The sequence below is a fragment of the Paenibacillus shirakamiensis genome, assembly GCF_017874255.1.
Classification (GTDB): Bacteria; Bacillota; Bacilli; order Paenibacillales; family Paenibacillaceae; genus Fontibacillus; species Fontibacillus shirakamiensis.
The window spans coordinates 178,136-202,524 of record NZ_JAGGLD010000005.1 but is presented as its reverse complement, the minus strand read 5'-3'; the positions used below and the strand labels follow the sequence as shown (position 1 = coordinate 202,524).

25 protein-coding genes are annotated in these 24,389 nt (G+C 44.5%); 10 read left to right on the top strand and 15 right to left on the bottom strand.

Features of this window, described 5'->3' with window-relative positions:
• Positions 1–152: 152 nt before the first annotated feature.
• The 4 genes from J2Z69_RS14455 to J2Z69_RS14440 all read right to left on the bottom strand — a co-directional run bounded on the left by J2Z69_RS14455 (position 153) and on the right by J2Z69_RS14440 (position 3,705).
• Positions 153–1,733: a DHA2 family efflux MFS transporter permease subunit gene (locus tag J2Z69_RS14455; RefSeq protein WP_209864066.1), complete on the bottom strand. Its 1,581-nt coding sequence runs from the start codon at positions 1,731–1,733 to the stop codon at positions 153–155.
• A gap of 13 nt (positions 1,734–1,746) precedes the next feature.
• Entirely contained in the window at positions 1,747–2,382 is a 636-nt protein-coding gene (locus tag J2Z69_RS14450) for an HlyD family efflux transporter periplasmic adaptor subunit (RefSeq protein ID WP_209864064.1), read from the bottom strand.
• A gap of 268 nt (positions 2,383–2,650) precedes the next feature.
• The gene (locus J2Z69_RS14445) at positions 2,651–3,331 is read right to left on the bottom strand and encodes a CidB/LrgB family autolysis modulator (RefSeq protein ID WP_209864060.1); all 681 of its coding nucleotides are present in this window, start codon (positions 3,329–3,331) and stop codon (positions 2,651–2,653) included.
• Positions 3,328–3,705: a CidA/LrgA family protein gene (locus tag J2Z69_RS14440; RefSeq protein ID WP_209864057.1), complete on the bottom strand. Its 378-nt coding sequence runs from the start codon at positions 3,703–3,705 to the stop codon at positions 3,328–3,330. Before J2Z69_RS14440 ends, J2Z69_RS14445 begins: the two co-directional genes overlap by 4 nt.
• Positions 3,706–3,827: 122 nt before the next feature.
• Here J2Z69_RS14440 and cidR point away from each other — a divergent pair, with 122 nt between their 5' ends.
• From cidR to J2Z69_RS14420, 4 genes are all read left to right on the top strand, one after another.
• Positions 3,828–4,724: a cidABC operon transcriptional activator CidR gene (cidR, locus tag J2Z69_RS14435; protein WP_209864054.1), complete on the top strand. Its 897-nt coding sequence runs from the start codon at positions 3,828–3,830 to the stop codon at positions 4,722–4,724.
• Positions 4,725–4,788: 64 nt separating this feature from the next.
• Positions 4,789–5,220 (top strand): Rrf2 family transcriptional regulator, encoded by a 432-nt coding sequence (locus J2Z69_RS14430; protein ID WP_209864051.1) that lies wholly within the window; start codon positions 4,789–4,791, stop codon positions 5,218–5,220.
• A 188-nt stretch (positions 5,221–5,408) separates the two neighbouring features.
• Positions 5,409–6,824 (top strand): branched-chain amino acid transporter BcaP, encoded by a 1,416-nt coding sequence (gene bcaP, locus J2Z69_RS14425; protein WP_209864050.1) that lies wholly within the window; start codon positions 5,409–5,411, stop codon positions 6,822–6,824.
• Positions 6,825–6,998: 174 nt separating this feature from the next.
• On the top strand, positions 6,999–7,823 hold the full coding sequence (locus tag J2Z69_RS14420) for a methyltransferase domain-containing protein (RefSeq protein ID WP_209864046.1): 825 nt from the start codon (positions 6,999–7,001) through the stop codon (positions 7,821–7,823).
• Positions 7,824–7,856: 33 nt separating this feature from the next.
• Here J2Z69_RS14420 and J2Z69_RS14415 read toward each other — a convergent pair whose 3' ends face one another.
• The 3 genes from J2Z69_RS14415 to J2Z69_RS14405 all read right to left on the bottom strand — a co-directional run bounded on the left by J2Z69_RS14415 (position 7,857) and on the right by J2Z69_RS14405 (position 10,585).
• A complete protein-coding gene (locus tag J2Z69_RS14415) occupies positions 7,857–8,855 on the bottom strand; it encodes an anti sigma factor C-terminal domain-containing protein (protein ID WP_209864043.1) in 999 nt (332 codons plus the stop codon).
• Positions 8,848–9,345: an RNA polymerase sigma factor gene (locus J2Z69_RS14410; RefSeq protein WP_209864040.1), complete on the bottom strand. Its 498-nt coding sequence runs from the start codon at positions 9,343–9,345 to the stop codon at positions 8,848–8,850. The genes J2Z69_RS14415 and J2Z69_RS14410 overlap by 8 nt, the downstream gene beginning before the upstream one ends.
• Before the next feature lie 181 nt (positions 9,346–9,526).
• Positions 9,527–10,585 (bottom strand): site-2 protease family protein, encoded by a 1,059-nt coding sequence (locus tag J2Z69_RS14405; RefSeq protein ID WP_209864037.1) that lies wholly within the window; start codon positions 10,583–10,585, stop codon positions 9,527–9,529.
• A 155-nt stretch (positions 10,586–10,740) separates the two neighbouring features.
• Here J2Z69_RS14405 and pdaA point away from each other — a divergent pair, with 155 nt between their 5' ends.
• From pdaA to J2Z69_RS14380, 5 genes are all read left to right on the top strand, one after another.
• Positions 10,741–11,571, top strand: coding sequence for a delta-lactam-biosynthetic de-N-acetylase (gene pdaA / locus J2Z69_RS14400; RefSeq protein ID WP_209864035.1), 831 nt, complete (start codon positions 10,741–10,743; stop codon positions 11,569–11,571).
• A gap of 210 nt (positions 11,572–11,781) precedes the next feature.
• Entirely contained in the window at positions 11,782–12,243 is a 462-nt protein-coding gene (locus J2Z69_RS14395; RefSeq protein ID WP_209864032.1) for a MarR family winged helix-turn-helix transcriptional regulator, read from the top strand.
• Positions 12,244–12,259: 16 nt separating this feature from the next.
• Entirely contained in the window at positions 12,260–13,987 is a 1,728-nt protein-coding gene (locus tag J2Z69_RS14390) for an ABC transporter ATP-binding protein (RefSeq protein ID WP_209864029.1), read from the top strand.
• The gene (locus tag J2Z69_RS14385; protein ID WP_209864026.1) at positions 13,984–15,885 is read left to right on the top strand and encodes an ABC transporter ATP-binding protein; all 1,902 of its coding nucleotides are present in this window, start codon (positions 13,984–13,986) and stop codon (positions 15,883–15,885) included. The genes J2Z69_RS14390 and J2Z69_RS14385 overlap by 4 nt, the downstream gene beginning before the upstream one ends.
• A gap of 211 nt (positions 15,886–16,096) precedes the next feature.
• On the top strand, positions 16,097–18,316 hold the full coding sequence (locus J2Z69_RS14380) for an MMPL family transporter (RefSeq protein WP_209864023.1): 2,220 nt from the start codon (positions 16,097–16,099) through the stop codon (positions 18,314–18,316).
• A 102-nt stretch (positions 18,317–18,418) separates the two neighbouring features.
• On the opposite strand, the gene J2Z69_RS14375 is transcribed toward J2Z69_RS14380, so the two are convergent.
• The 6 genes from J2Z69_RS14375 to J2Z69_RS14350 form a co-directional block, all read right to left on the bottom strand.
• A complete protein-coding gene (locus J2Z69_RS14375; RefSeq protein ID WP_209864020.1) occupies positions 18,419–18,703 on the bottom strand; it encodes a hypothetical protein in 285 nt (94 codons plus the stop codon).
• Positions 18,704–18,872: 169 nt separating this feature from the next.
• Positions 18,873–19,229 carry an EamA family transporter gene (locus J2Z69_RS14370; protein WP_209864018.1) on the bottom strand — a complete coding sequence of 119 codons (357 nt, stop codon included), beginning with the start codon at positions 19,227–19,229 and terminating at the stop codon, positions 18,873–18,875.
• Positions 19,213–19,560: a DUF2304 domain-containing protein gene (locus tag J2Z69_RS14365; protein ID WP_209864016.1), complete on the bottom strand. Its 348-nt coding sequence runs from the start codon at positions 19,558–19,560 to the stop codon at positions 19,213–19,215. Before J2Z69_RS14365 ends, J2Z69_RS14370 begins: the two co-directional genes overlap by 17 nt.
• Positions 19,557–20,267 carry a glycosyltransferase family 2 protein gene (locus J2Z69_RS14360; protein ID WP_209864014.1) on the bottom strand — a complete coding sequence of 237 codons (711 nt, stop codon included), beginning with the start codon at positions 20,265–20,267 and terminating at the stop codon, positions 19,557–19,559. Before J2Z69_RS14360 ends, J2Z69_RS14365 begins: the two co-directional genes overlap by 4 nt.
• The gene (locus tag J2Z69_RS14355) at positions 20,264–21,508 is read right to left on the bottom strand and encodes a glycosyltransferase family 39 protein (RefSeq protein ID WP_245339311.1); all 1,245 of its coding nucleotides are present in this window, start codon (positions 21,506–21,508) and stop codon (positions 20,264–20,266) included. The genes J2Z69_RS14360 and J2Z69_RS14355 overlap by 4 nt, the downstream gene beginning before the upstream one ends.
• A 300-nt stretch (positions 21,509–21,808) precedes the next feature.
• Positions 21,809–22,339, bottom strand: a complete 531-nt coding sequence (locus J2Z69_RS14350; RefSeq protein WP_209864010.1) for a PadR family transcriptional regulator — start codon at positions 22,337–22,339, stop codon at positions 21,809–21,811.
• A 183-nt stretch (positions 22,340–22,522) separates the two neighbouring features.
• Between J2Z69_RS14350 and J2Z69_RS14345 the strand changes: the two genes are divergently transcribed.
• Positions 22,523–22,936 carry a hypothetical protein gene (locus J2Z69_RS14345; RefSeq protein WP_209864007.1) on the top strand — a complete coding sequence of 138 codons (414 nt, stop codon included), beginning with the start codon at positions 22,523–22,525 and terminating at the stop codon, positions 22,934–22,936.
• A gap of 130 nt (positions 22,937–23,066) precedes the next feature.
• On the opposite strand, the gene J2Z69_RS14340 is transcribed toward J2Z69_RS14345, so the two are convergent.
• Both J2Z69_RS14340 and J2Z69_RS14335 read right to left on the bottom strand, forming a co-directional pair.
• Complete coding sequence (locus J2Z69_RS14340; protein WP_209864004.1) at positions 23,067–23,381, bottom strand: antibiotic biosynthesis monooxygenase; 315 nt, start codon at positions 23,379–23,381, stop codon at positions 23,067–23,069.
• 23 nt (positions 23,382–23,404) lie between these two features.
• Entirely contained in the window at positions 23,405–24,250 is an 846-nt protein-coding gene (locus J2Z69_RS14335; RefSeq protein WP_209864003.1) for a DUF4097 family beta strand repeat-containing protein, read from the bottom strand.
• Positions 24,251–24,389 lie beyond the last annotated feature (139 nt).

Here is a 24,389-nt window from a genome sequence, read left to right as displayed (position 1 = left end):
ATGCAGCTTGTTCAAGATGATTCGAAAAACACATAATCATGATTGCAAAACAAGCTCCTCCTATAGCAAAGGAAGGAGCTGTTCGTTCAGCATCTCACGAGAAGTGCAGCTTATAGTGCATGAACACGATTATAGACAACTCTCTACTCATATCAGTCTCTATAAGGAAGTTGAGCTTGCGGCTCTGTAGGTGATGCAGTATCAGCAATTTTCATACGCTTAGGGCGCACTGCTCTACGTAAGAAGAACGACAACAGCAGTCCCGCCACAGCGAACCAAGTGGCTACGACAAAGGCATCGTTAATCCCGCGAATCGTCGATTCCTTATTAGCCAAACCTGAAATGACTTGGAGGCCTAAGGCTTGCCCTGTTGCTGGAGGAATTCCGCTCATAGCACTTAGACTTTGACCTAGTCCATTCATATTATCTACGGCAATGGGGTTTGCGGTGGTTAAGGTGTTGCCATATTCAGCAAAATGGACTTTAGTCTTGCTAGTCATAATGGTGACAAGAAGTGCTGTCCCAATGGAGCCAGCGATTTGTCGTACTGTATTGGACATGGCCGTGCCGTGACTGCCAAGATGTGCAGGAAGCTGGTTAAGACCTTCGGTCTGCACAGACATCATCAGAAGGGACATGCCAAAACTTCGTACCGTATATAGCATCATGATATGGCTGTAAGGGGTATCCCCGGTTAATCTGCTGAATTCAAATGTAGAGATAGCGGTAATGGTCAACCCCACAATAGCAAGGGGGCGAGCCCCAATTCGGTCGAAAATAATACCGGATATAGGAGACATGATCCCCATCAACAACGCTCCGGGGAGTAGTAACAGCCCAGAGTCTAGCGGGGAGAAGCCGCGTATGTTCTGTAAATAGATCGGGAGCAGAAGCATGGCACCGAACATGGCCATATTTACGGCAGAACCTACGAAGGTAGAAATCGTGAAGATATCGTATTTGAAGACACGGAACTCCAGCATGGGATTCTTCATCGATAGTTCCCTCAGTACAAAAAATAAGGTGAAAAGCACACCAATCACTAGCGTAATAACCACGACTGCACTATCCCATCCTTTACTCCCCGCAGAACTGAAGCCATATAACAGCGAGCCAAATCCAATAGTAGAGAACATGGCTCCAAGCGTATCGAATTTGCTCTTAGACAGCTTCGACACGTTACGTAGCCAGATTAGAGCCAGCACGATATCGAGTAGCGTAAGCGGTATTACCATGATAAATAAAATTCGCCACGTATAATTCTGAACAACCCAACCTGATAGCGTAGGGCCGATAGCGGGTGCGAACATCATTGCAATGCCCATCGTTCCCATGGCTGCACCGCGCCGCTCAGGAGGGAATACAGTTAGGAATACGTTCATCACAAGAGGCATGATGATTCCGGCTCCACTCGCTTGAACAATCCGTCCAAGGAGCATGATAGAGAAGGTGGGGCTTCCAGCACAGATTACCGAACCCGCCCCGAACAAGACCATGGCAGAAATGAAAAGAAAGCGTGTTCCAAAAGAGTTAATCAGATAAGCCGTAATGGGAATGAGCACGCCATTCACCAGCATATAAGCGGTGGATAACCACTGAACTGTCGTAGCCGAGACATTAAAATCGTTCATGAGATGGGGGATCGCTACATTAAGCAGAGTCTGATTCAAGATAGAAATGAAGGCGCCAAGCATCAGAACGGATAGGATTCTCCCGAGCGAGAAATTTTCCATGAGGAGTTCTCCTTTAAATGTGTACTTTTACTGTGGCGTTCATACCTGGGACTAGACCCAGCCCTTTATATCCCTCAATGGTAATCACTACAGGGATCACTTGAGCTACTTTTGTATAATTCGCATTGGAGTTGGAAGTTGGCAGTAAGGAAAACGTCCCGGAAGTGGCTAGACCAATACTATCGACTTTTCCCGTTAGTGTATTACTTGGAAACGCATCGACATAGACATCGACCGTCTGTCCCACTTGAATGTTCGGAATGCTCGTCTCATCGATATTGGCAGTAACCCATAAATTATCAAAATCATAGGCTCGCCCGAGCGAAGTACCCGCAGCGACAAAAGAATGTGGAACGCCACTTTGCTGCACAATTGTTCCAGCAAGTGGAATGGTAATATCGGTTGCACCTGCCGCAGATTGAATCGATCCGATTCGTTGTCCGGCGCTATATGCTTGACCCACCTTGGCGTTCCATGTGGTAAGCTTGCCAGCAACCGGAGCGTAAATACTAATCGTCTGGCCTCCTACCTGAGCGTTGTCTGTTTTTACAAAGTTAGCATTCTGATTGTAGTAGTATATGCCTGCTCCAGCCCCGGCTAAAACAATCAGTACAACCAGCACGTTAATCCATATGGCGCGCGCACTCATCGAGAAATTCCTCCACTTCCTTCTGTACTTGGAAGAAATAAACTTGACTTCTGTTCATTTCATATTCCATATAGGTGGAGGTTGTCCCAATATGGACTGGTTTATGCGGGAAATGGAAGGGTTGATATAGCAAAAAAACAGTCAATGCATTCTTTATAAGAAAGCTTTGACTGCATAGTTGTAATATTTGAAAATAATTGTGGATTAGGCGTTCTTGAAATGAGAATGATACCATTCCCAATTGTGGGCGCTGGAAGATTCAATGAAATTAAAATAACCATGAAATTATAAAAGGCGCGGCACCTAAAGTGAACAGGGCGGCAATGATCATGGAAATACTAGAGATCGTTCCGGTGAGTGAACTGAATTCGAAAGCTTTGGAAGTCCCTGTACCGTGAGCCCCCGTACCGAGAAGAACGCCGCGAGCGACTTCGTTATCGATGTGGAACCATTTCACAATAAGGGGGCCAATCATGGTGCCGAGAAGGCCAGTAATAATAACAAATACAGCAGTCATATTCGGCACACCGCCAATAACCTGGGAGACACTCATAGCAATGGGGGTAGTTACGGAACGAGGAACTAGGCTGTTCACAAGTGCAGTGTCCAAATGCATACTTTGGGCTAACAGGGCTGAAGAGAACATGGCCATCAGGGAACCTGACAAGACACTAATTAGAATGACAACTACATGTTTTTTGAGAACTTGATAGTATTTGAATAACGGAATGGCAAATGCAATCGTTGCAGGCTGAAGGAGATGATTAAGCCATTGTCCTCCATTATTATAGGTCTCATAAGGAATATGAGTGACCAGTAGTCCGATGACAAGCACCACAGGCGTAACTAGCAGGGGAGAAAGATAGATTCGCGGACGGCGACGATACCCTTTTTTGCATAGACAGTACAAGCTAATCGTAATGAGCAGACAGAGGAGTCCGGTAATCATAATCGCTTCTCCTTTCTACGGGTAATTCCAGAGGCTGTAAGTCCAGCACTTAGCATAACTGCAAAGGTACTGAAGATCACAACAACCAGGATGCGCAGACCATCGGTCTCCATTAAAGGGATATATTTCATCACTCCGACTGCGGAAGGGATGAAGAATAGAAGTAATTCAGCAAGTAACCAGTTCGCCCCGCGTTCAATCCATTCCAGGCGAATAACACGGGTCTGAAGCAAGATAAAAATAAGTACAATGCCAACAATACTGCCGGGAATGGGAATGTGCATCAAATCCACCAATGTGTTCATAGCTATGGAGATCAGGAACAGCAGACCAACTTGCAGGATCCCTATGAGCAGGGATTTGAATTTGAACATCCGAAGGGCCTCTTTTCCGTAATTTCATTCGTTACTGAAAGTTTACACTTATTCTTTTCATAGGTATAATGCATATATTGAATACTTATCATTCCAAATGGTTATGTGAAAGAGGCTTGTTCATGGATATTCGTCAAATGCAGTATCTTATTGAAGTCGCTCGTCAGCAGAGCTTCACGAAAGCGGCTGAAGCGCTGTATATAACCCAGCCAAGCATTAGCAAGACCATCCGCCAAATGGAGGAAGAGCTGGGCGTTGTGCTTTTTGACCGAGTGGGCAAGCGCATTGAACTCACGGATGCGGGGGTCATTTTAGTCAAGCAAGCGCAGCAAATTGTTACGGCCTTTCAGCATGTGTCCGCGGAATTGGATGATCTCAGGAATTTGAAGCAGGGACATTTGAGAATTGGACTCCCTCCTATGGTAGGAGCTAGCTTTTTCCCTAAGGTTATTGGTGACTTTCACGCGCAATATCCTCAGATTACGATTCAGTTATTTGAAGATGGAGGGAAGAAAGTGGAGGCAGATGTGGCGAGCGGGGAGCTGGACGTAGGAGTGGCGGTCCTTCCTGTGCAGGTAGAAGGGCTGAAGTCCTTTTCTTTTGTGGAGGAAAAACTGAACCTACTACTCCATCCTTCACACCCTCTGGCATCCAAAAAAATCATATCGATGGCTGAGTTAGAGCAGCAGTCCTTTGTTCTTTTTCGGGAGGATTTCGTGCTTCACGATCGTATTATTGCGGCCTGCGCCCGGGAAGGATTCCAGCCCCGAGTAATCTATGAAAGTTCCCAGTGGGATATGATTAGCGAGATGGTCGCGGCTAATTTAGGTATTGCCCTGCTGCCGGAGACAATTTGCCGAGATGTCGATCAGAGCCGCATCTCCATCTTAGAGCTTGCGAGCCCTTCGATTCCATGGAATTTAGGGATGATTTGGCGAGAAGATCGCTATCTTTCTTTTGCGGCAAGGGAATGGATTCGGTATACCAGACAGGAGCTAAAGGGGATTGACGCCCCATAGACTGACAGATGTTGATATAATAGAATGAGTAATCATCATGATATAGAGAGTGGGGGCGAGCCGTATGGCGATTAGTAGCCGTTTTTCCGTAGCAGTGCATATTCTTTCCCTAATTGATTTGGAAAAAGGACGGATTACTTCCGAATATATAGCGGGGAGTGTCAATACGAATCCCGTAGTGATTCGCCGGATTATTGGGATGCTCAGCCGAGCTGAGTTACTCACGACCTCACCTGGTGTACCCGGGGCGAAGCTAACCAGGCCCTTAAGCCATATCACGCTGCTCGAAGTATACCAAGCAGTGCAAATTGATATATCAGACGATTTATTTTCCATTCATGGCAATCCTAATCCAGACTGCGGTGTAGGGCGTAACATTCAAAGTACTCTAGAAAGCTCATTTCATCGGGCGCAACAAGCTATGGAAAAGGAACTGGCTCAGATTACAATGGACGAAGTGGTATCTGATCTGTCTCGTCGAATGGCGGCAGATTAGGCGTAAATAATATAATCTACTACAATAGATGGTTAAAAAATAACGATTGTAAATAATTACAAGGACTATTTAGCGCTTCTAGGCATTAAAGCCCTCTTGCTTCCTCTGATAATTGAGTATAATAGGAGTTCGTAGACTGTTGGTTGCCTGCGACATCTATTACTTGATAGTCAGGGGTTTTTTGAATTATGAATATGATGCGAAAAAAATCAATTCAAGCGATGATGCGTCAGCGTCAAAGCAAAGACGGTACGTTGAAAAAAGAGCTGGGCACTTTCGACCTTACGATGCTTGGTGTAGGTTGCGTAGTAGGAACGGGAATTTTTGTCATGACTGGCGTAGCCGCTGCCCAGCATGCTGGACCGGCTCTGGTATTATCCTTCATTATAGCGGGTATTGTCTGTGCATTTTGTGCGCTGTGCTATGCAGAGTTTGCTTCTATGGTACCTATATCAGGGAGTGCCTACACGTATAGCTATGCGACATTTGGAGAGCTAGTGGCGTGGATTCTCGGCTGGGACTTGATTCTAGAGTATGGTTTTGCTGCGGCGATGGTAGCAAGCGGATGGTCTGGTTATTTTCAGGGGTTATTGTCCGGGGTCGGCATTCATATACCAAAAGCCCTGACCAGTGCCTATAATTCGGGAGCAGGAACGTACTTCGATTTACCTGCTGTAGCAATCGCGCTTCTGCTTACGTTTATTGTATCTAGAGGAGCGAAGGAATCTACAAGGCTCAATGCCATTATGGTTATTATCAAAATAGCGGTTATTGTGCTCTTTTTGGTTGTAGGTGTGTTCTATGTAAAACCTTCGAATTGGAGTCCATTTATGCCGTTTGGATTCGGCGGTGTAATTACAGGGGCAGCCACTGCTTTTATTGCTTATATCGGATTTGACGTTGTCGCTACAGCAGCAGAAGAAGTCCGTAATCCGCAACGTGATTTGCCGCGAGGAATTATTTATTCTCTAATTGTATGCGGTATTCTATATGTACTAGTGACCCTGGTGCTTACAGGCATCGTGCCTTATACCGAGCTAAATGTGAAAAATCCGGTGGCATTCGCTATTCAATTCATTCATCAGGACTGGGTAGCTGGATTTATCTCCTTAGGTGCAATCGTAGGCATTACAACTGTGCTATTCGTGTTGCTCTATGGACAGACCCGTCTACTGTATTCGATCGGCCGCGATGGTCTGCTGCCTAAAGGACTTTCTAAGTTGAATGCCAAGACTCAGGCACCTTCCATTAGTACTTGGTCTACAGGCATTATCGTAGCGATTTTTGCAGGCGTGCTCCCATTGGACAAACTATCGGATTTGGTAAGCATCGGAACTCTGTTTGCGTTCATTTCGGTATCGCTGGGGATTATCATTCTGCGTAGAACTCGACCAGACTTGAGTCGCTCTTTCCGGGTGCCCTTAGTTCCCCTCATTCCGATTTTAGCCATCCTTTCTTGTGGATATCTGCTTGTAAGCCTGCCGGCTGTTACCTGGGAAGCCTTTTTAATTTGGATGGTGCTTGGTCTAATAATTTACTTCACGTATGGTGTGAAAAAGAGCAGATTGGCCCAACCGGGTGCTGAGGATGAAATAGATAGTTAAAATTGAATCAAATTTGGGGTGCTTCCTGAGGGAGCATCCCTTTTTTTGTATAATTCATTCTTTGCGGATGCAAGAATTCAACTTCAGGTTGAGTTGTTAAAAATCTCAAAGTGTAGGTTATTGTAGTGCTTTTCTAATCTCCCTACAATGAAGCCTATAAAGGAGCGTGATCCAATGAAAGAGACATTAGCACGAAATATATATCGCTATCGGAAGGAAAGTAACCTGACGCAGGAACAATTGGGACAGATGCTTGGCATATCCTTTCAAGCGGTATCGAAATGGGAGAATGCACAGACTATGCCTGATATCTCATTATTGCCTGAGTTATCCAGAATTCTCAAAGTAAGCACAGACAAATTGCTGGGATATCTGTATGAGGATCGCCCGGTTAGCATCTATGAAGAGGTGTACAAGACGGATGAGTATTATTGGGGAATGGAGCCGAACTCTGCTTGTTATCAAGTTCTACAATGGATGCCACCCTCTAGGTACCTCAGACTGTTGGATATAGGATGTGGAGAGGGGAAAGATGCCGTTTTTTTCGCAAGAAATGGGTACCATGTTACTGCTATGGATATCTCGGATGCAGGAATTTCCAAAACGAGGAAGCTTGCAGATCGTTGGGGTGTTAAAGTCGAAACTCATAAGGCCGATATCCTTGATTATCGGTTACAATCCTTTTATGACATTATCTATTCAAGTGGCGTTCTTCACTACATAGCGCAAGAAAGCAGAACTGAAATTCTCAACAATTATAAAAAGTTTACTAACAAACAGGGGATGCATATTATGAATGTTTTTGTGGACAAGCCGTTTATCGCTCCGCCTCCAGAACATGAAGAGAACGCCTATGCTTGGCACTCCGGCGAACTCATCACGCATTATAGAGACTGGCAAATTATAGACAGTTCAGAGGTTATTTTTGACTGTACATCATCCGGTATTCCGCATCAACATGCTATGACAAAGATTATTGCTCGTAATATGTCCGAATAACTCGGTGATGACCGTTAAAATTCAAAAGACAACTTAGTACTTATCCACCGTTGCTCCTAGCGCAGCAGCTTTGATGGTGGGGATACGCTGTAGCTGTGTGAGCTGATCCCGAGTCCCGGTGACGACAAGGCCAATAATCATGCCACGTTGTTGATGGGATTGGGCAGCTTGATATACTTTTGTTGCCTGCGTAGCGTAGTAGACATTAGAACATTTCATCACATTTTGAACGTCTTTTAGGAAAGTGGCTTCCGTATTTCGAGTTCCTTTTGATAATCGATCCGAATAATCTTGAAAACCGTATAGTTCTTCGGCACGTAAGGGGTTATTTTTCATAAGCTCGAGATCCCCTGAGTTATAGCTGTCCACCCAATACCAAGTTGGATGCACTCCAGATGGGAGCATGTGGTCAACTTCTTGCAGCGTATACCCTTTATCTAGGGAAATTCCCATCTCAATATAAGAGTCTTCATGTATCTGATTGAGTAAGGTAAGATCTTGCATGTAGTTCTTGTACTTCAGGCTTGGATGGTAAAAGAGCATCTGCCTTTCGCCACTTTTGTCATTCATGAATCGAGTCTGCCCTTCCTCCTCTATTCGAACTTCCGCACTACTTCCGCTCAGAATCTCGGCTTTTCTAGAGAACAACAAATTATACTGCAAATCATGATCGTCCCAAGGGATAACTCTGTTCTCAATCACTTTATACTCTTGAAAGGTTACGGAACCTCGAAGCAAGCCTTTATGAATCTGAGGTTTATCCATGTATAGGTTGGGTCCCGTTATACGTTTGTTGAGCTCTAATGGGGAAATGATGTTCCAGCCCGTCTTTCGAAGCAGATATTCATTGATCAGATAAATGCCTGTAAGTAGCATCAGACTTACTAGGGTGGAAATAAAAATATTCCTTAACAAGGTTATGCGATTGGCCCGCACGAACATGCGTTGGACGGTTCCTTTTTGAAAAGGGTCATCGGTTGAGTTGTGGTATTCCTTCTGTCCTTGTTCAAGCTCATGCTCATGCTCATTCATGATTATTCAGCCTCCTATACAGCTTGGCTAGCTGTTTTTTTGCTCGTGCTAAGTAGGTTTTAACGGTGCTAGGGGTCATGTTCATAGCATCGCTAATCTCTTGGTAACTTTGTTCTTCATCGTATCTTAGTTGCAGCATCGTCTTGTAGGTGGGGGAGAGTGTATTCATTACTCTATGTAAGTCTTCGATGGATTCTTGGTGTAAGCAGTGGTCTTCGGGAGTTCGCTCAGATGAGGTGGTTTCCTCCGTTGGAGAGAAAGCTCTGGTTCGATGCGAGACACGGTGCATGTCATAGTGGAGATGAAGAGCTACTTTGAAAATCCAAGCAGCACGCTGAGCAATCGGTATCCCTGAAGCATATAGGAAGGATCGGTAAAATGCTTCTTGGACGATATCTTTGGCATCTTCCCGAGATGCTCCCCGTTTCACTAGATAATGATAAAGTTTATTCATGTGAATCTGGGTCCATTGTTCTTCTTGGGAGCTCACGTCTTTGGCCTCCTTTCGTTTCTATAACGGTTCTAGGGGACAAAAGTATACAGGTAGCTGATAAAAAAAGTGAGCAACCTGTTATGAGCATACGGTGTATTCCTAATCTGCTGAAATTAAACACAAAACCGCTCCCCATATGGAGAGCGGTTGTTAACATTAGAAGAAATAAGCCTAAGCTTCATGTAGTCATCGTGTGTGTAAACCACATCATGTAGGCAAGAGCAACGGCTAAGAGGGCATACGTTGTGCCGAATTTGATGCGCACATGGGTAGGGACCTCATAGTATCGATCATTCTCATAAGGTGAACATTCCACTTGGCACTTGATTTTTAGATGGAGGCCATCTTCTTGCTGTTGATGTTCTACGCCAACCACTTTTACTTTATGAATGATCATCTGTCTTGGCACATGAATCAGTCCTTCGAACTGAAGTGCATCCCAAGTAGCTAAAACGACTTGTTGTCCATCGAGTGTACTGTACGTAGTGAAGGGAAGTTCCCTATGATGTTCTGTCCCTGGAATAATGGCGCCTGTTAGGCGCAGTTCCTCCACCGAAAGATCAAAAGCTCCTCCGATGTGGGTAGTCGGATCATTCTTCCGACGTCGTCCGTACTTTTGATACAGATCCCAAGCAAATAAGGCCCAGATGACCATAAATATCGGAGCTCTCATATAGATAATGACGAATAATCCCCCGACTAATCCTACAGCCCATAACCATCTAGAGACAGCAGTAGCAATGCGTCCACCATCTAGCGGCTGAATCGGGAGCAAATTAATTAAATTCAAGAAGAATCCTACATTGGCAAGGTGATATAAAAGCTCATTATCGAGCATATAGCCAGCTATAAAAAATCCTAGGGCACCTATACTCCCCAAAATCGGTCCGCCTAAAGCAATATAGGCCTCCGTCTGAGCATCTCTTGGGTTCCTCTTCATCGTAATCAGTGCACCCAAAAAAGGAATGAACAAGGGAGCAGATACAGGTAGTTTCTTCTGCTTAGCAGCAATAACATGACCTAATTCATGAATGAGCAGGAGTGAGACGAGACCTATAGAGAAGCTCCATGGGAAAATGATTGCATAGGCGCCAACGGAAATCGCCATGGATAATAGTACGCCACCTAACTTGCTAAATTTAAGTAGCGCTAGCAGGTATTTACCTTGGAGAAGCACAAAGGCTCCGATATACCATAAAGGATTTTTTTTAGCAGAGGGTTTGGGGTTCGTCTCCATACATTACCTACCTTTCTATTCCTAACATTGATCATACTATATTTGGCTAGGCTCATCATCTTTTCGAGATGGACAGAGATATAGAATGTATAGAACCATGGATACGGACAGACATTAAAGAATATACAGTGAAAACCATGAAAGGGAGATAACCGATGAGACGTATATTTTTATCTGTGGTCATGGCATGTGCTATCAGTATGTCCTTACCTGCGGCAACATCTGCGGATCAGCCATTTCATTTCGGATTTAAGAAAAGTGTAAAGGGCAGTATGCCTTCTATAAATGAAGAGGGCTTCAAAGACATTATTGATAAGAATGGTGCGATATTTACCGGGGATACCAAGCAAAAGGAAATCTACTTAACCTTTGATAATGGTTATGAGAATGGGTACACGGCTTCTATTCTTGATACGCTCCAGTCCAAACAGGTCCCCGCTATCTTTTTCGTCACAGGTCACTACATCAAAGATCAGCCAGAACTCATCAAACGTATGGTCGCTGAAGGTCATTTGATTGGCAATCACTCTTGGAGTCATCCCGATATGACTACCGTATCCGATGAGAAGATCATAAGTGAGCTAGCACAAGTGAAGAAGGGAGTGGCAGACTTAACGGGGGTGCAGGAAATGGCTTTTGTACGACCTCCACGAGGAATTTTTAATGATCGAACGCTTCGTGTATCTGCCAAAGAAGGCTATACAAGTGTATTCTGGTCTGCGGCCTATAAAGATTGGGACACGAAAGATCAGAAGGGTGGGGAATATGCGTATCAGAAAGTAATGGGTCAACTTCATCCGGGTACGGTCCTCCTTCTTCATTCTGTATCGAAGGACAATGCAGAAGTGCTCAGAGCGATTATTGATAATGTACGCAAACAAGGATATACGTTCAAAAGTCTAAATGATTTACCCCATAGAAATCCAAATCAAGCCAAGGATGCCAAGCAAATTCCTACGAAGGTAGCTCCCCCTATAGAGCCTTGATACGGCGGCTCTCTTTCTAATTCAGAGTCAAGAGTAACTGTTGCGCCAAGCCTATATGAGATCCACACTATAGCCTTTAAAGAGGACTTAAGTGTGGATTTTTTGTAAGTAATCCCGTCTTGACTTTCCTATTCGGTGTTCTTATAATTAGCCTTACAATATATTAGGTTACCTAATTATTATACTGTATAACTAAAGGGGGGACTTGAATTGAGTTCTCATGAACAACATTCCACCGGTCAGCGTTTATTCCGTGCCTTTGATCGTGTGAGGAAAGCGAATTGGAGACGGGGAGCCGAAGCATCCCATCGACCGAGTGAAATGAAATTGCTGTTCTATGTTAAGCGAGGTTTGTCTTTCAATGCACTCGGCATGACTATATCCGAGATAAGTTCGGGGCTTGAGGTTACATCTCCTACAGTTACTCAGCTCATCAACAGCCTAGAGACACAAGGATTAGTTGAGCGGCGTATGGATCAAGATGATCGTAGAGTAGTCCGTGTGACTCTGACCGATGAAGGGCATGCCTCTATTGCTAAGGCTAGGGAAGCCTTGTTCGGAAGGTTTGATGATCTCATCGAACATCTGGGTACGCAGCGAAGTGAGCAGTTGGCAGATTTGTTAGAAGAAGTGGCGGAGTTTATGAGTAATCGACCGGACAAAGCTGAATGAAGGAGATGAGCGCATTGTGATTAAGATTTTCCGATTCCTAAAACCCTATCGACTGTTTGTAGGGTTCGTGATTCTATTAGTATTTCTTCAATCGATGGCTGATTTATACTTACCGACCTTATTGTCTGACATCGTAAATAGAGGTGTGGTCAAGGGAGACATTCGGTATATTGAAAAAATTGGCTTGTATATGCTAGGTATCTCAATTATTGGTATGGCGGCATCTGTAGCGGCCAGTTATTTCTCTTCCAAGGTTGCAACAGGCTTCGGGAAGAAACTAAGAAGCAGCGTTTTCTCCCATGTGGAGCGTTTCTCTCTAGAAGAGTTCGATAAAATCGGTACGGCTTCTTTAATCACGCGGACGACCAATGATATAACCCAAATTCAGCAAGTGCTGTTAATGATGATGCGGATGATGGTTAGTGCACCACTCCTAGCAGTTGGCGGAATTATTATGGCTTTGTCCAAGGACAAAACGTTATCCATTATTTTTCTAGTGGTTATTCCTGTGCTAATGGGCGCAATCTTCTTGATTGCAAGTCGGGGCATACCTCTGTTCAAAATTATACAAAAGCGAATTGACCGCCTTAATCTCGTATTACGTGAAGGGCTCACTGGAATTCGGGTCATTCGTGCTTTTAATCGGACGGGACATGAAGCAGGACGCTTCAAAAAGGCCAATAAAGACCTGACAGACACCAGTATTCAGGTGAACCGAATCATGGCGGCGATGATGCCCGTAATGATGTTGGTTCTGAATATTTCATCGATTGCCATCATCTGGTTCGGAGGAAAACGTATTGATGGGGGCTATATGGGGGTTGGTGATTTGATGGCCTTCCTCCAATACGCGATGCAAATTATGTTCTCGTTCATCATGGTATCCGTCATGTTCGTCATGATTCCGAGAGCTGCTGCTTCTGCTAGTCGGATTAATGAGGTACTTGATATGGTTCCAGTAATTAAAGATCCTGTGGAGCCTGCGAAGGCTTCGCTTGAGCGTGGACACGTATCCTTTAACAATGTTAGCTTCAGTTATCCAGGGGCAGAAGAACCCGCCTTATCCGATATCACATTTGAAGCTTATCCTGGCGAAGTTACCGCCATTATTGGAGGCACGGGTTCTGGGAAAACAACGTTAATTCACCTCATTCCCCGCTTTTATGAAGTAGATAGCGGCTCGATTCAAGTGGACGGTCAGGATATCCGTGAAATCTCGCAGGCCGATCTTCGCTCGAGAATCGGTTTTGTGCCGCAGAAGGCCGTGCTGTTCTCTGGATCTATTAACGATAATATTCGATATGGTAACCAGGAAGCTTCTGAAGAGGAGGTTGTTCACGCGGCTAAGGTTGCTCAAGCTGCTGAATTTATCGGAGAGATGGAAGAAGGATACGATGCTCACATGGCTCAAGGCGGATCCAATGTATCTGGTGGACAGAAGCAGCGGCTTTCGATTGCTAGAGCGTTAGTTCGTAAACCCGAGATTTATATATTTGATGATAGCTTCTCCGCGCTGGACTTTAAGACAGATGCAAGACTGCGCGCTGCCCTGAAGCAGGAGACGGGGGAATCTACGGTCTTAATAGTGGCTCAGCGCGTAAGCACAGTCAAAGATGCCGATCGCATCATTGTGCTGGAGCACAGCCGTATTGCGGGAATGGGTACACATGAAGAATTAATGGAGACGAGCAACGTATACCGGGAGATTGTATTATCCCAGTTGTCTGAGGAGGAGATCGCATGAGTGACAATCACAAATCCGGACCTCCAGCAGGCGGAGGTATGGGAAGAGGGCACGGCCCTGGTGGACCGGGGATGGTAATGCCCGGGGACAAAGCCAAAGATTTTAAAGGTACATTAAGACGTCTAATGGGCTACCTTCGTCCACACCGCGGTCAGATTATTTTGGTGATTTTGATGGCCGTACTCAGTACAATTTTCAGTATTGTCAGCCCTAAAATTATGGGGAAGGCTACTACAGAATTGTTGACAGGGTTCATAGGTAAAATGAAACACGTTCCAGGTGCCCATATCGATTTCGATTATATTTGGCAGATTATTATGATCTTAATAGGGCTGTATCTGCTGAGCTCTTTGTTCACCTACATTCAGCAGTTTCTTATGGCCGGGGTATCCCAAAAGACCGTCTATGATCTGCGCCGAGATGTGAATGATAAGCTTGGCCGACTGCCGCTGAAATACTTTGACTCCAGAACCAATGGAGAAATTTTGAGCCGTGCAGTGAACGATGTGGATAACATCAGTACGACGCTGCAACAGAGCTTAACGCAGCTTATCACTTCTGTGCTTACTATTATCGGGGTTCTGGTTATGATGCTGACCATTAGCCCTTGGCTTACGCTGATTGCGCTAGTCTCCTTGCCACTCAGCTTCCTAGGTATTAAGGCAATTGCTGGACGTTCCCAGAAGCATTTTATCGGCCAACAACGCAATTTGGGCGAACTGAATGGACATGTCGAAGAGATGTATACGGGGCATAAAATAATTAAGGCCTTTGGACATGAAGACAAATCTATTGAGAAATTCGACGAGATTAACGAGCGACTGTATGAATCAGGCTGGAAGGCGCAGTTTATTTCGGGCATGATTATGCCTGTGATGAGTTTCATAGGTAACATCAGTTATGTATTGATCAGCGTAATTGGTGGCATTATGGTGACCAAAAATACGATTACGATTGGGGATATTCAGGCTTTCATCCAGTATGTTCGTCAGTTCACAATGCCGATCACTCAAACTGCAAATATTGCAAATATTATTCAATCCACAGTGGCTTCAGCGGAACGTGTATTTGAATTGCTGGATGAGGAAGAAGAAGTGCCTGAAGCAAGAATAGCGAATGGCATACAAGCAAGAGCCACGGATGCACCGAATGTGGATGTTCGCGGCAATGTAGCTTTTGAACACGTGAAGTTCGGGTACAAGGAAGGCCAGACGTTAATTGAAGATATGAATATTAATGTGAAGCAAGGCCAGACTATTGCGATCGTAGGCCCGACAGGTGCAGGGAAGACGACACTTATTAATCTATTGATGCGTTTTTACGAGTTGAATGCAGGACGCATTACCATTGATGGGAATGATATTACTCAGCTGACCCGTGCTCACCTTCGGGGGATGTTTGGAATGGTTTTGCAAGATACTTGGCTATTCAATGGAACCATCCGGGACAACATCGCTTATGGACGCATAGGGGCTTCAGAGGAAGAGGTAGTGGACGCAGCGAAGACCGCCTTTGCTGATCATTTTATTCGGACCCTTCCAGAGGGGTATGATACCATTTTGAATGAAGAAGCTTCGAATATTTCTCAAGGCCAAAAGCAGCTTCTCACCATTGCACGTGCGATCCTGGCAGATCCAGCGATTCTTATACTGGATGAAGCGACAAGTAGCGTAGATACGCGTACGGAAGTGCTCATCCAGAAGGCAATGAATGAGCTGATGCAAGGCAGAACAAGCTTTGTAATCGCCCACCGTCTATCGACCATACGGGATGCAGATCTGATTCTGGTTATGAATCATGGTACCGTTATTGAGCAAGGAACGCATCATGAACTGCTGATGGAGCAAGGCTTCTATGCCGATCTTTACAATAGCCAATTCAGTACAGAAAGTGCATAATTACGATAGTTATCCATAAAAGTTACATGAGTAAAACCCCTTCTAAGAGGCTTAGAAGGGGTTTTTATTGGTAATACCTATGAGGTTAGAAAGTTCTTTAACTGTTCACTTGTAAATGACCGGTGGGTCATTTATACTCTTTTTAAGATAGGAACATCCTATATATTGAATTACCCTAAGTTGATGATATTGAATACAAGGAGATGAGAAAGTGGAACAGCAAAAGAAGGGCTATGCAGCATGGGTAGCCGGTCCAAGAGGAAAATGGATCACCTTGGGCGTCTGGGTTGTATTGGTAGCATTACTCACCATTTTATGGCCTGGTATTAACAAAGAGGAGATTAATAACAGTCCGAATCTATCCGATCAAAAGCCTTCCGTTCAAGCAGAAGCGCTCTCAGAGAAAGAATTCCCGGCGGGACAAGGGGTTCCAGCGATTATCGTGTGGCACCGGGAAGGTGGACTGAAAGATGAGGATCTCACGCATATTCAGAAGCTGACCGAACAAACGGAGAAATCCCCTTTGCCGGAGCAAACATTTATCGTTCCTTTACATAAAGTACCTCTTCCTGCACTGAAAGCTCAGTTATCTAAAGATGGAAGCACGCTCGCCGCTCCGATCATGTTCGATAAGAATGCGGAGACAGATCAACTCAAGGAAAGTGTGGACGTATTCAAAAAGAACTCCGCAGGAGAATTCGGCAGCGATCCCTTTGCCGTTACGAATCTGAAGAGCGGAGAGATGACAGCAAGGGTCACAGGACCGGTGGGCATTTCTATCGATGCCGTCGGGCTGTTCAAGAATGCAGATGTATCCCTGTTAATTACAACCGTTATTCTGGTATTAGTTATTCTCTTGTTAATTTATCGTTCGCCGATTCTGGCGATTATTCCGCTGATTGCCGTAGGCTTCGCTTATGGTGTTACGAGCCCCGTACTTGGTTTCATGGCCCATAAAGGGTGGATTGTAGCAGATTCGCAGTCCATTTCCATTATGACGGTACTCTTGTTCGGAGCCGGGACGGACTATTGCCTATTCCTCATCTCGAAGTTCAGACAGAATCTACATGAAGATCGCAGTAAAGGAGCGGCACTGCTTCGAGCCATAACGAGCACCTCGGGCGCGATTGCTATGAGTGGTTTCACCGTGGTATTGTCCCTATTTACCCTGCTTCTAGCACAGTATGGGACCTACCAACGGTTTGCAGTTCCATTTAGTATTGCTATTCTAATTATGGGCATCGCTAGTCTGACGCTTGTCCCTGCCCTGCTCGCAATTATCGGCCGTGCCTCGTTCTGGCCGTTTGTACCACGTACTCCGCAAATGGAACAAGAACGTGCTGCAGCTAAAGGTAAGCCTGTTCGTAAAGTAAAAACAAGCAAAATGCGTATCGGTACGATCGTAGTTCGTCGCCCTTGGGTGGTTCTAGTAACTACGCTTGTTATTCTGGGTGGACTCGCTTCCTTTACACCACAGATTAAGTTCACCTATGATCTCCTATCTTCGTTCCCAGAAGACATGTCTTCTAGGGAGGGCTTCGATCTTATTGGACAACAGTTCTCTAAAGGGGAACTGGCACCCGTCCGATTAATTGTAGATACCAAAGGCAAGACTACCGATCTTGACAAGAAATTAACCGGTCTTAGTTATATCGATCAGGTAAGCAAGCCCCAAGCGGGAAAAGAAAACCCGCAGATCGTAGCTTATGATCTTCAGTACAATCTCAATCCTTACTCCATCGAAGCGATGAATCACATCCCTGATTTGAAGCAGGTAGCTGCGCAGTCGCTCAAAGACGCGGGCGTAACTAGACCCGATCAAGCAGTATGGATTAGCGGGCAGACGGCAACGCAGTATGACACTAAGCTGACAGGAGAGCGTGATACCCGCGTCATCATTCCTGTTGTTATTGGGCTAATTACCTTGTTGTTGCTCGTCTATCTGCGCTCTGTAGTGGCTACGGTATATCTCGTCGCTACCGTAATATTATCTTACTTCTCCGCACTTGGACTAGGTTGGATTATTTTGCACTATGGGATGGGAACCGATGCTATTCAAGGTACAATCCCGCTTTATTCCTTTGTGTTCTTAGTTGCACTAGGTGAGGACTACAATATTTTCATGATCTCTAGCATATGGGAAAAGAGAAAACATATGCCGCTCAAGCAAGCCATTCGCGAAGGCGTGAGTGAGACAGGTTCTGTCATCACATCCGCCGGGATTATTCTAGCGGGAACGTTCGCTGTACTCGCAAGCTTACCTATTCAGGTGCTTGTACAGTTCGGGACTATTACTGCTGTAGGTGTCTTGTTGGATACCTTTATCGTACGACCTTTTCTAGTACCTGCAATAACCACCTTGTTAGGGCCTGTTGCTTTCTGGCCGGCTAAGCATGTGGAGGTTAAGGAAGAAGTGCGAGATAACATGTAATTCTCACTAGCAAAGCTGGTGATAAAGTATAAGACGAAAAAGCCTGAACCTCCATAGATGGGGTTCAGGCTTTTTCATTGTTACATAGAGTGAGGAATCTGTTTAGAAATCGGTTGAAGCGATTTCGATGGAGCCAGAAGAAGGACCTGTGCCTGCTAGAATGGCAGCGACTAGCAAACGATGAACAGCTAGGGTCAAGCTGTTTTGAGGAGGGATTACATAGGTGATAACTGGTGCATTTACACGGGTTAGAACAAGACTCACGGGAACGGCCCCTGTATTATTTACAGTGACGGTCGCGTCTCTTCCCCCTGTCAAATCCTCAAAAAACGATTTACCTACATTAGGTCCCAGATTAAAGATTTGGTTCGGTAATAAGATAGCCATGCATATATCATCTCCTTTTTGAGTGATACCTTAATATATGATAGCTTGCTAGATTCGTAACGTCATCTGTCAGGGATAGTATGTACATTTTTAATTTGTAGCTAGATTTATAACAAAAAGGCCCCCGAATAGGCGCCTCTTTGTTATGAATCTATTTGATTCCAGCCGTTTATTTGGCTAACAAATATACTCCTACCAGAATGACGGCCACTCCTGCAATTTTGGTAGCCGTAATGATTTCACCGAAGATGAAGTAGGCGCCCACCATGGCGAAGACATAAGCCAGACTTTGCATCGGATAAGCTACGGTTAACGGTAATCGGTTCAATACAGCGAACCAGAGCAAGGTAGCTATTCCATATAGGGCTAATCCGCCAAGAATCGTTGGGGAGAATATTAATTTCGCCCATTGCCCGATGCCTTGGAGCCCCCCATTTTTGGACAGGCCAATTTTGAACAGCATTTGACCTGTAACTAATAGTAAAATGTTGGCTAGCAAGTAAACATAACTAATCATTTTGTCCATGACGAGACTCCTTTTCCTTACGAATGGTAAGCTCCTGCGTCAACCGGAGTACCTGATTCGATAGTTTGGTCACGACCATAGTTAGATGAAGAATGAAGGCGAAGCAGAATAACAGTCCAAAAAGGAATAGCATCGCGGGTGCGTATTTGACGCCGAGCCAAGAGGCTAATGCCTCAATAAATTTCACATTCAGCGAGATAATGAACAAGATAACGCCGAACAGAATCCAGAGTAAGGAATACTGTTCTTTAAGTTTTTGCAAGCGTACCAGTTCGAATACGATGACTAGGAATAAGAACGAGAGAATTACGGACAGAAAATAGATGGTCATCCCATTTCCCCCGCCTTCGGCTTGTGTTGACGCGTAGCACTCATCAGGACGGCAAGCGTAACTTTAATCATATAATATACAGATTTCAGCGGTGTAATAGAAGAACGGCCCGTTTCTCTTGCCCGCATTTCTGTAGCCACTTCTGTAATTTTGCATCCTTTACGAATCAGGTATACGATTGATTCCACTTCAGGATAATCCATCGGATAATAGTCCGAGTATAACGCAATTACTTTTTTGCCGGCTGCGCGAAATCCACTGGTGGTATCTGTGAATTTCTGCCGAGTCACAAGAGTGACAAGTTTGGAAAAGAAGATAATACCAATTCGTCTCATTACGGAAGAACGAAAGGAAGTTTCTTCTACAAAGCGTGAACCAATAACCAAATCGAACTCTGAAGCCCGACTGATTAGTTTGGGTAGTTCTTCCGCGGCATGCTGTCCGTCCGCATCCATTTGGATGGCTACGTCATAGCCGTTGTTGCGAGCATACATATACCCGGTCTGCATGCCGCCCCCAATTCCTACGTTAAAAGGCATGGTAAGCACATGGGCTCCTGCTGCAAGCGCAAGGGCTTCCGTACGGTCTGTAGAGCCGTCATTCACTACAACAATGTCCGCTTCCGGCGCATGTTCGTTGATATCCTGAATGACCCGTACAATACTTCCCTCTTCGTTATATGCCGGAATAATGATGAGTGTTTTCATCGGATTCCTGTTCCTCCCCAATGTCCATTAATCAATGAATCTTGTTCTGGTTTGTTGCGATAAAATAGGCGATCAATACCATAAGCTAGGAATAAAAATAATAAAATTTCATTAGGATATCCATAACGGTTAAACGTGACAAAAGGTTGATAAATTAGCGTAAAGTAACCCAGTATAAGAAGGAGCGGGAGCATCCGCTGCATAGGGTGCTTGATCCAAGCCCACACAAGTCCTACAACGCTCATCAGCATCATGATGTACTGAATGACATTCATCACAGGACGGGTAATGGGCCAGAAGGGGCGCGAATAAAAGGGATGGGAATAGAGTTCCACCCAGCGTCCGAGGGTATACCAATACAGGAATTTCAAAGGCTCATGTTGGAAACCATATTTAATAATGGCCATTCCTTTATCCACTGCGGCACTGTCATACCCCTCATAAATGGTCTTGGGATCATATTGCGGATACTGTGCGAAAAAGCCATCCGGAGGCAAGGTCCCACGAATTTTGGTGCCTAGAAGAAACGGGCTACCTCCAGAGTTCGTAAATATGATGAATTTATCGAACGTAATTAAGTTACGAATCCACCAAGGAAGCAAGCATACGATGTATACGAGCCCCATCGCTACGGAAAAGCGAATCATTTCTTTCCAAGTCGTGCGTTGTCTCCACCAAAGGAGGAGGAAGACTACAGGGTATAATGTCGCATGGGGTTTGAAATAAGCTGCTGCTGCAATCAATAATCCCAACAAGGCGTACCATGAAGTCTTTCGCTTGTCCAAAGCCACAAATGTTACACATAATAGAAGTAGTTGAATCGTGCGATAGGTCGTCTCCGTAAGAATACTGCCAGAGGAGAAATAATCGGGTGGGTATAATACACAAATTACACAGGTAATTAGCGCAATACGCGTACTGAACACTCGGCGACCAATGATAAAGATAAGATAAATGGAGAATACTTGTAATAGACATTGGAGAATTCGAAAAGCATTAATGCCTGTAAGATCTTGTCCAAATATAGCCATCACGCCTGCTAACAATAACGGCATTCCGGGCATAATGAATGCAGATGGCTGATCCCCGGAATTATAGGCAAGCGTGCCTTCATTGAGAATTAGCTTGGCGCTGTATATATATTTCACGTCATCATTGTTTTTCTTGACCAAGTCACCTAGGAGAAAGTAGTTATTATAGCACAGAACTACAACACAAGAGACTACCAATACAACCGCCATACATAGTATCAAAAGCCGCCTTTCCGCTCTATTGACACCTTTTAAAGAGAACAACATGTTCAACTCCACTCTTATTTAATCTAAATTGTCAGGAAAAGCCTATTTCAGTCCAAACTACATGTTATCGCATAATTCGGGAAAGTTCCAATTTTTATTCCCTCGGTAGGGGCTCGAAAAGCCTAATTTCTGAGCATATTCGCCAGAATGTCCCACCTGACTATGTACGGAGTCTGAATAGATAGGGCTAAATTGAAAAAGGCTACGGAAAATATATCCGTGCCTTCGTTACGCGAGGCATAGCTAGGATTGAGATTCTCGTTCGTGCAGGCGAATCATGAAGGATTCTGCAATTTCTAACTTACTTCGATTCAGGGCAATACCATAGTCGAGCGAAAGCAATTGGGGAAACGGCATACGGTAACCATACAGCTCTTTGATTTTGAGAAGATTCTTCACATTGTGATCGGCCTGTAAGCGTGTGTCTTCCACCCACTCCATGATCTGACTGTTATCTACATAGGTTCCAAAGAACAAGCGCATCAACACATCCGAACGAACAACATCTGGTTCATAAGGAGATTTTAGACAGTCCAAAAATTCTTGAATTCCCGTGTCAGTAATGGTGTATACATTTTTATTTGGCTTGCCCTCCTGAGTGACGGTCGTCTTGGAAAGGAAACCATCCTGCTCTAAAATTTTGAGAGTTGGATAGATTGTCCCGTAGCTGGGATCATAAAAATACGCCAGGCGGTTCTCAAAATATTGCTTGATTTCGTAACCAGACCTAGCCTCTTCCATGAGTAAACCCAGTATGGCATGTCGGACCTTCATTCGTTAATCACTCCGGTTATTAGATAGTCATTCCTTGCTTGGTTGTTCTAAATCGAAAAAAAAACCTTTATAATAGTGATTATATAGTTTCAAAAGTGTAGATTCTATAGAATATATTAATTTCTGAGAAATAAGGGGAGCCTATTGAAAAGAGGAAGAGCAGAAAATTTATGTTTGCAGCTGATGGAGCGTTCCCATTGTACCGCTAGTATTCAGGTGAAGACCCGCTTTCCGGGGGGCCGTAATGTAGGCGGTAAATATAGTATGAATCTTCACCAGATTACGATATATGTAGAAGAGATTCACAAGCAGTGCCTCAGAATATTTGGCTCATTAGACACCTATGAAGAGGTGCTACAAATTATTTGTGCTCATGAAGTCGGTCATGCTTGCGATCCACATCTTGCGGAATTGTCAGACCAGCTGGAATCAAGCGACAATATGCTAGTACGCAACCGAATTGCTTTAATCATTGAGGAGAACGCTTGGGCTTATGCCTTTAAGCTACTGCCTGAAGCAAACCCTTGGATTATGTCCGAGATGATGAACTTATCTCTGCAAGCCTACCGGGATGCGGTTGAGCAGGAAAGTGCATAGATTACTTTTATACAAAAAAGTCTCCACTAGCATTTACCCATGAAGGATTAAGTCTGAATTACCTATTTACCATATTTTACAAATAAAGAGGAGATTGCCTAATCTGGGCATCTCCTCTTTCTACTATATATTATTCAGCCGTGTGAGAGACAACACGTTCATATTTATCTAGAGATGCGCCAAGCATATATTCTCTAGATTCTCCGCCGCCACGGTGTGATTCACGAAAAGCTTCGCTAGAAGTCCATTGTTTGAATGATTCCTCATTCTCCCATAGCGTAGTAACTTTGAGTTCTTCAGCGCCATCCTTAGCCTCTTGATTAAGCCATACTTCAAGCCTAATGAATCCGGGCATAGTCTGAACTCCTTTTGCCTCAGCGAATCTAGTGGCAATTTGTTGTCCATAACCTTCTTTAACTTTAATCGTATTGGTTACTACGAGCATGATGAATCCCTCCCGATAACAAATTAGTTGTTCGCACGGATGGAGATATCTCCTGAGTCTGTGCGGGCCTTAATAACGTCCTGCGTGATTTGCGGTGAATTCGGAACTTGCACGCTTCCTGAATCAGCCTTGGCATCATAGATCCCTTGGAAATTAGGATTGGGGGTCACGTAGATATTACCCGATTCAGCAGATAGCTCAAGCTGAGAAGCATTTTGATCTGTAATACGGATATTACCTGATTCCGTAGCTGCTGAACCATTCCCACTCAAGCGGTTGATCTTGATGTCTCCGGACTCCGCTTTCCAATCAAAGTTTGAAGCGATAGCTTCACCTGTTATATTACCTGACTCTACATTAACCTTCAAATGATTAGAGGCAATGGCGTTCAACATAATGCTGCCCGATTCACTTGAGATCTCAATATTGTTGGCCTGCATATCACGGAAAGTACCATTGGCTGCGGCTAAATCGAACCGCACTTTCTCGATATTCTGAAGATTAGAGAGTGCGATGACAATACGCTGAGTATCCGATCTGAAATTCACACTAAGAAATTGGATTGAGGATGCATCTTTAAGGTTGAGATCGAGTGTTCCTTGATGAACATCAGCTTGCTTAAGTTGATCGATGGTTTTCTCTGCCATGCGGCCAGAGGCTTCCACATAGTTCGTTCCATCTGTACTCTTGATCCAAGCCACATCAACGGAGTAATCACTTTTGACGACCAGATCATGCAGTTGGCCGGGATCAAAAGTCCATTTTTTCGTATATGTGTTAGAGTTTTGAGTATGTCCGGACTGTTGCACCAGCATCACAGCTACGCCCACAACGATAAGTATAATAATGATGGCTAAGAACTTCTTCACAATTATGTATCCATCTCCTTCTGGAATAAGTAGATAATATATAGTTCTGAGTATCAGAAAAATCCTAACATGGGATTATAGCGATATGCAATGCCTATGGAACAATTAGGGAATAAAGTTTAGAGCCTATAAAAAGACG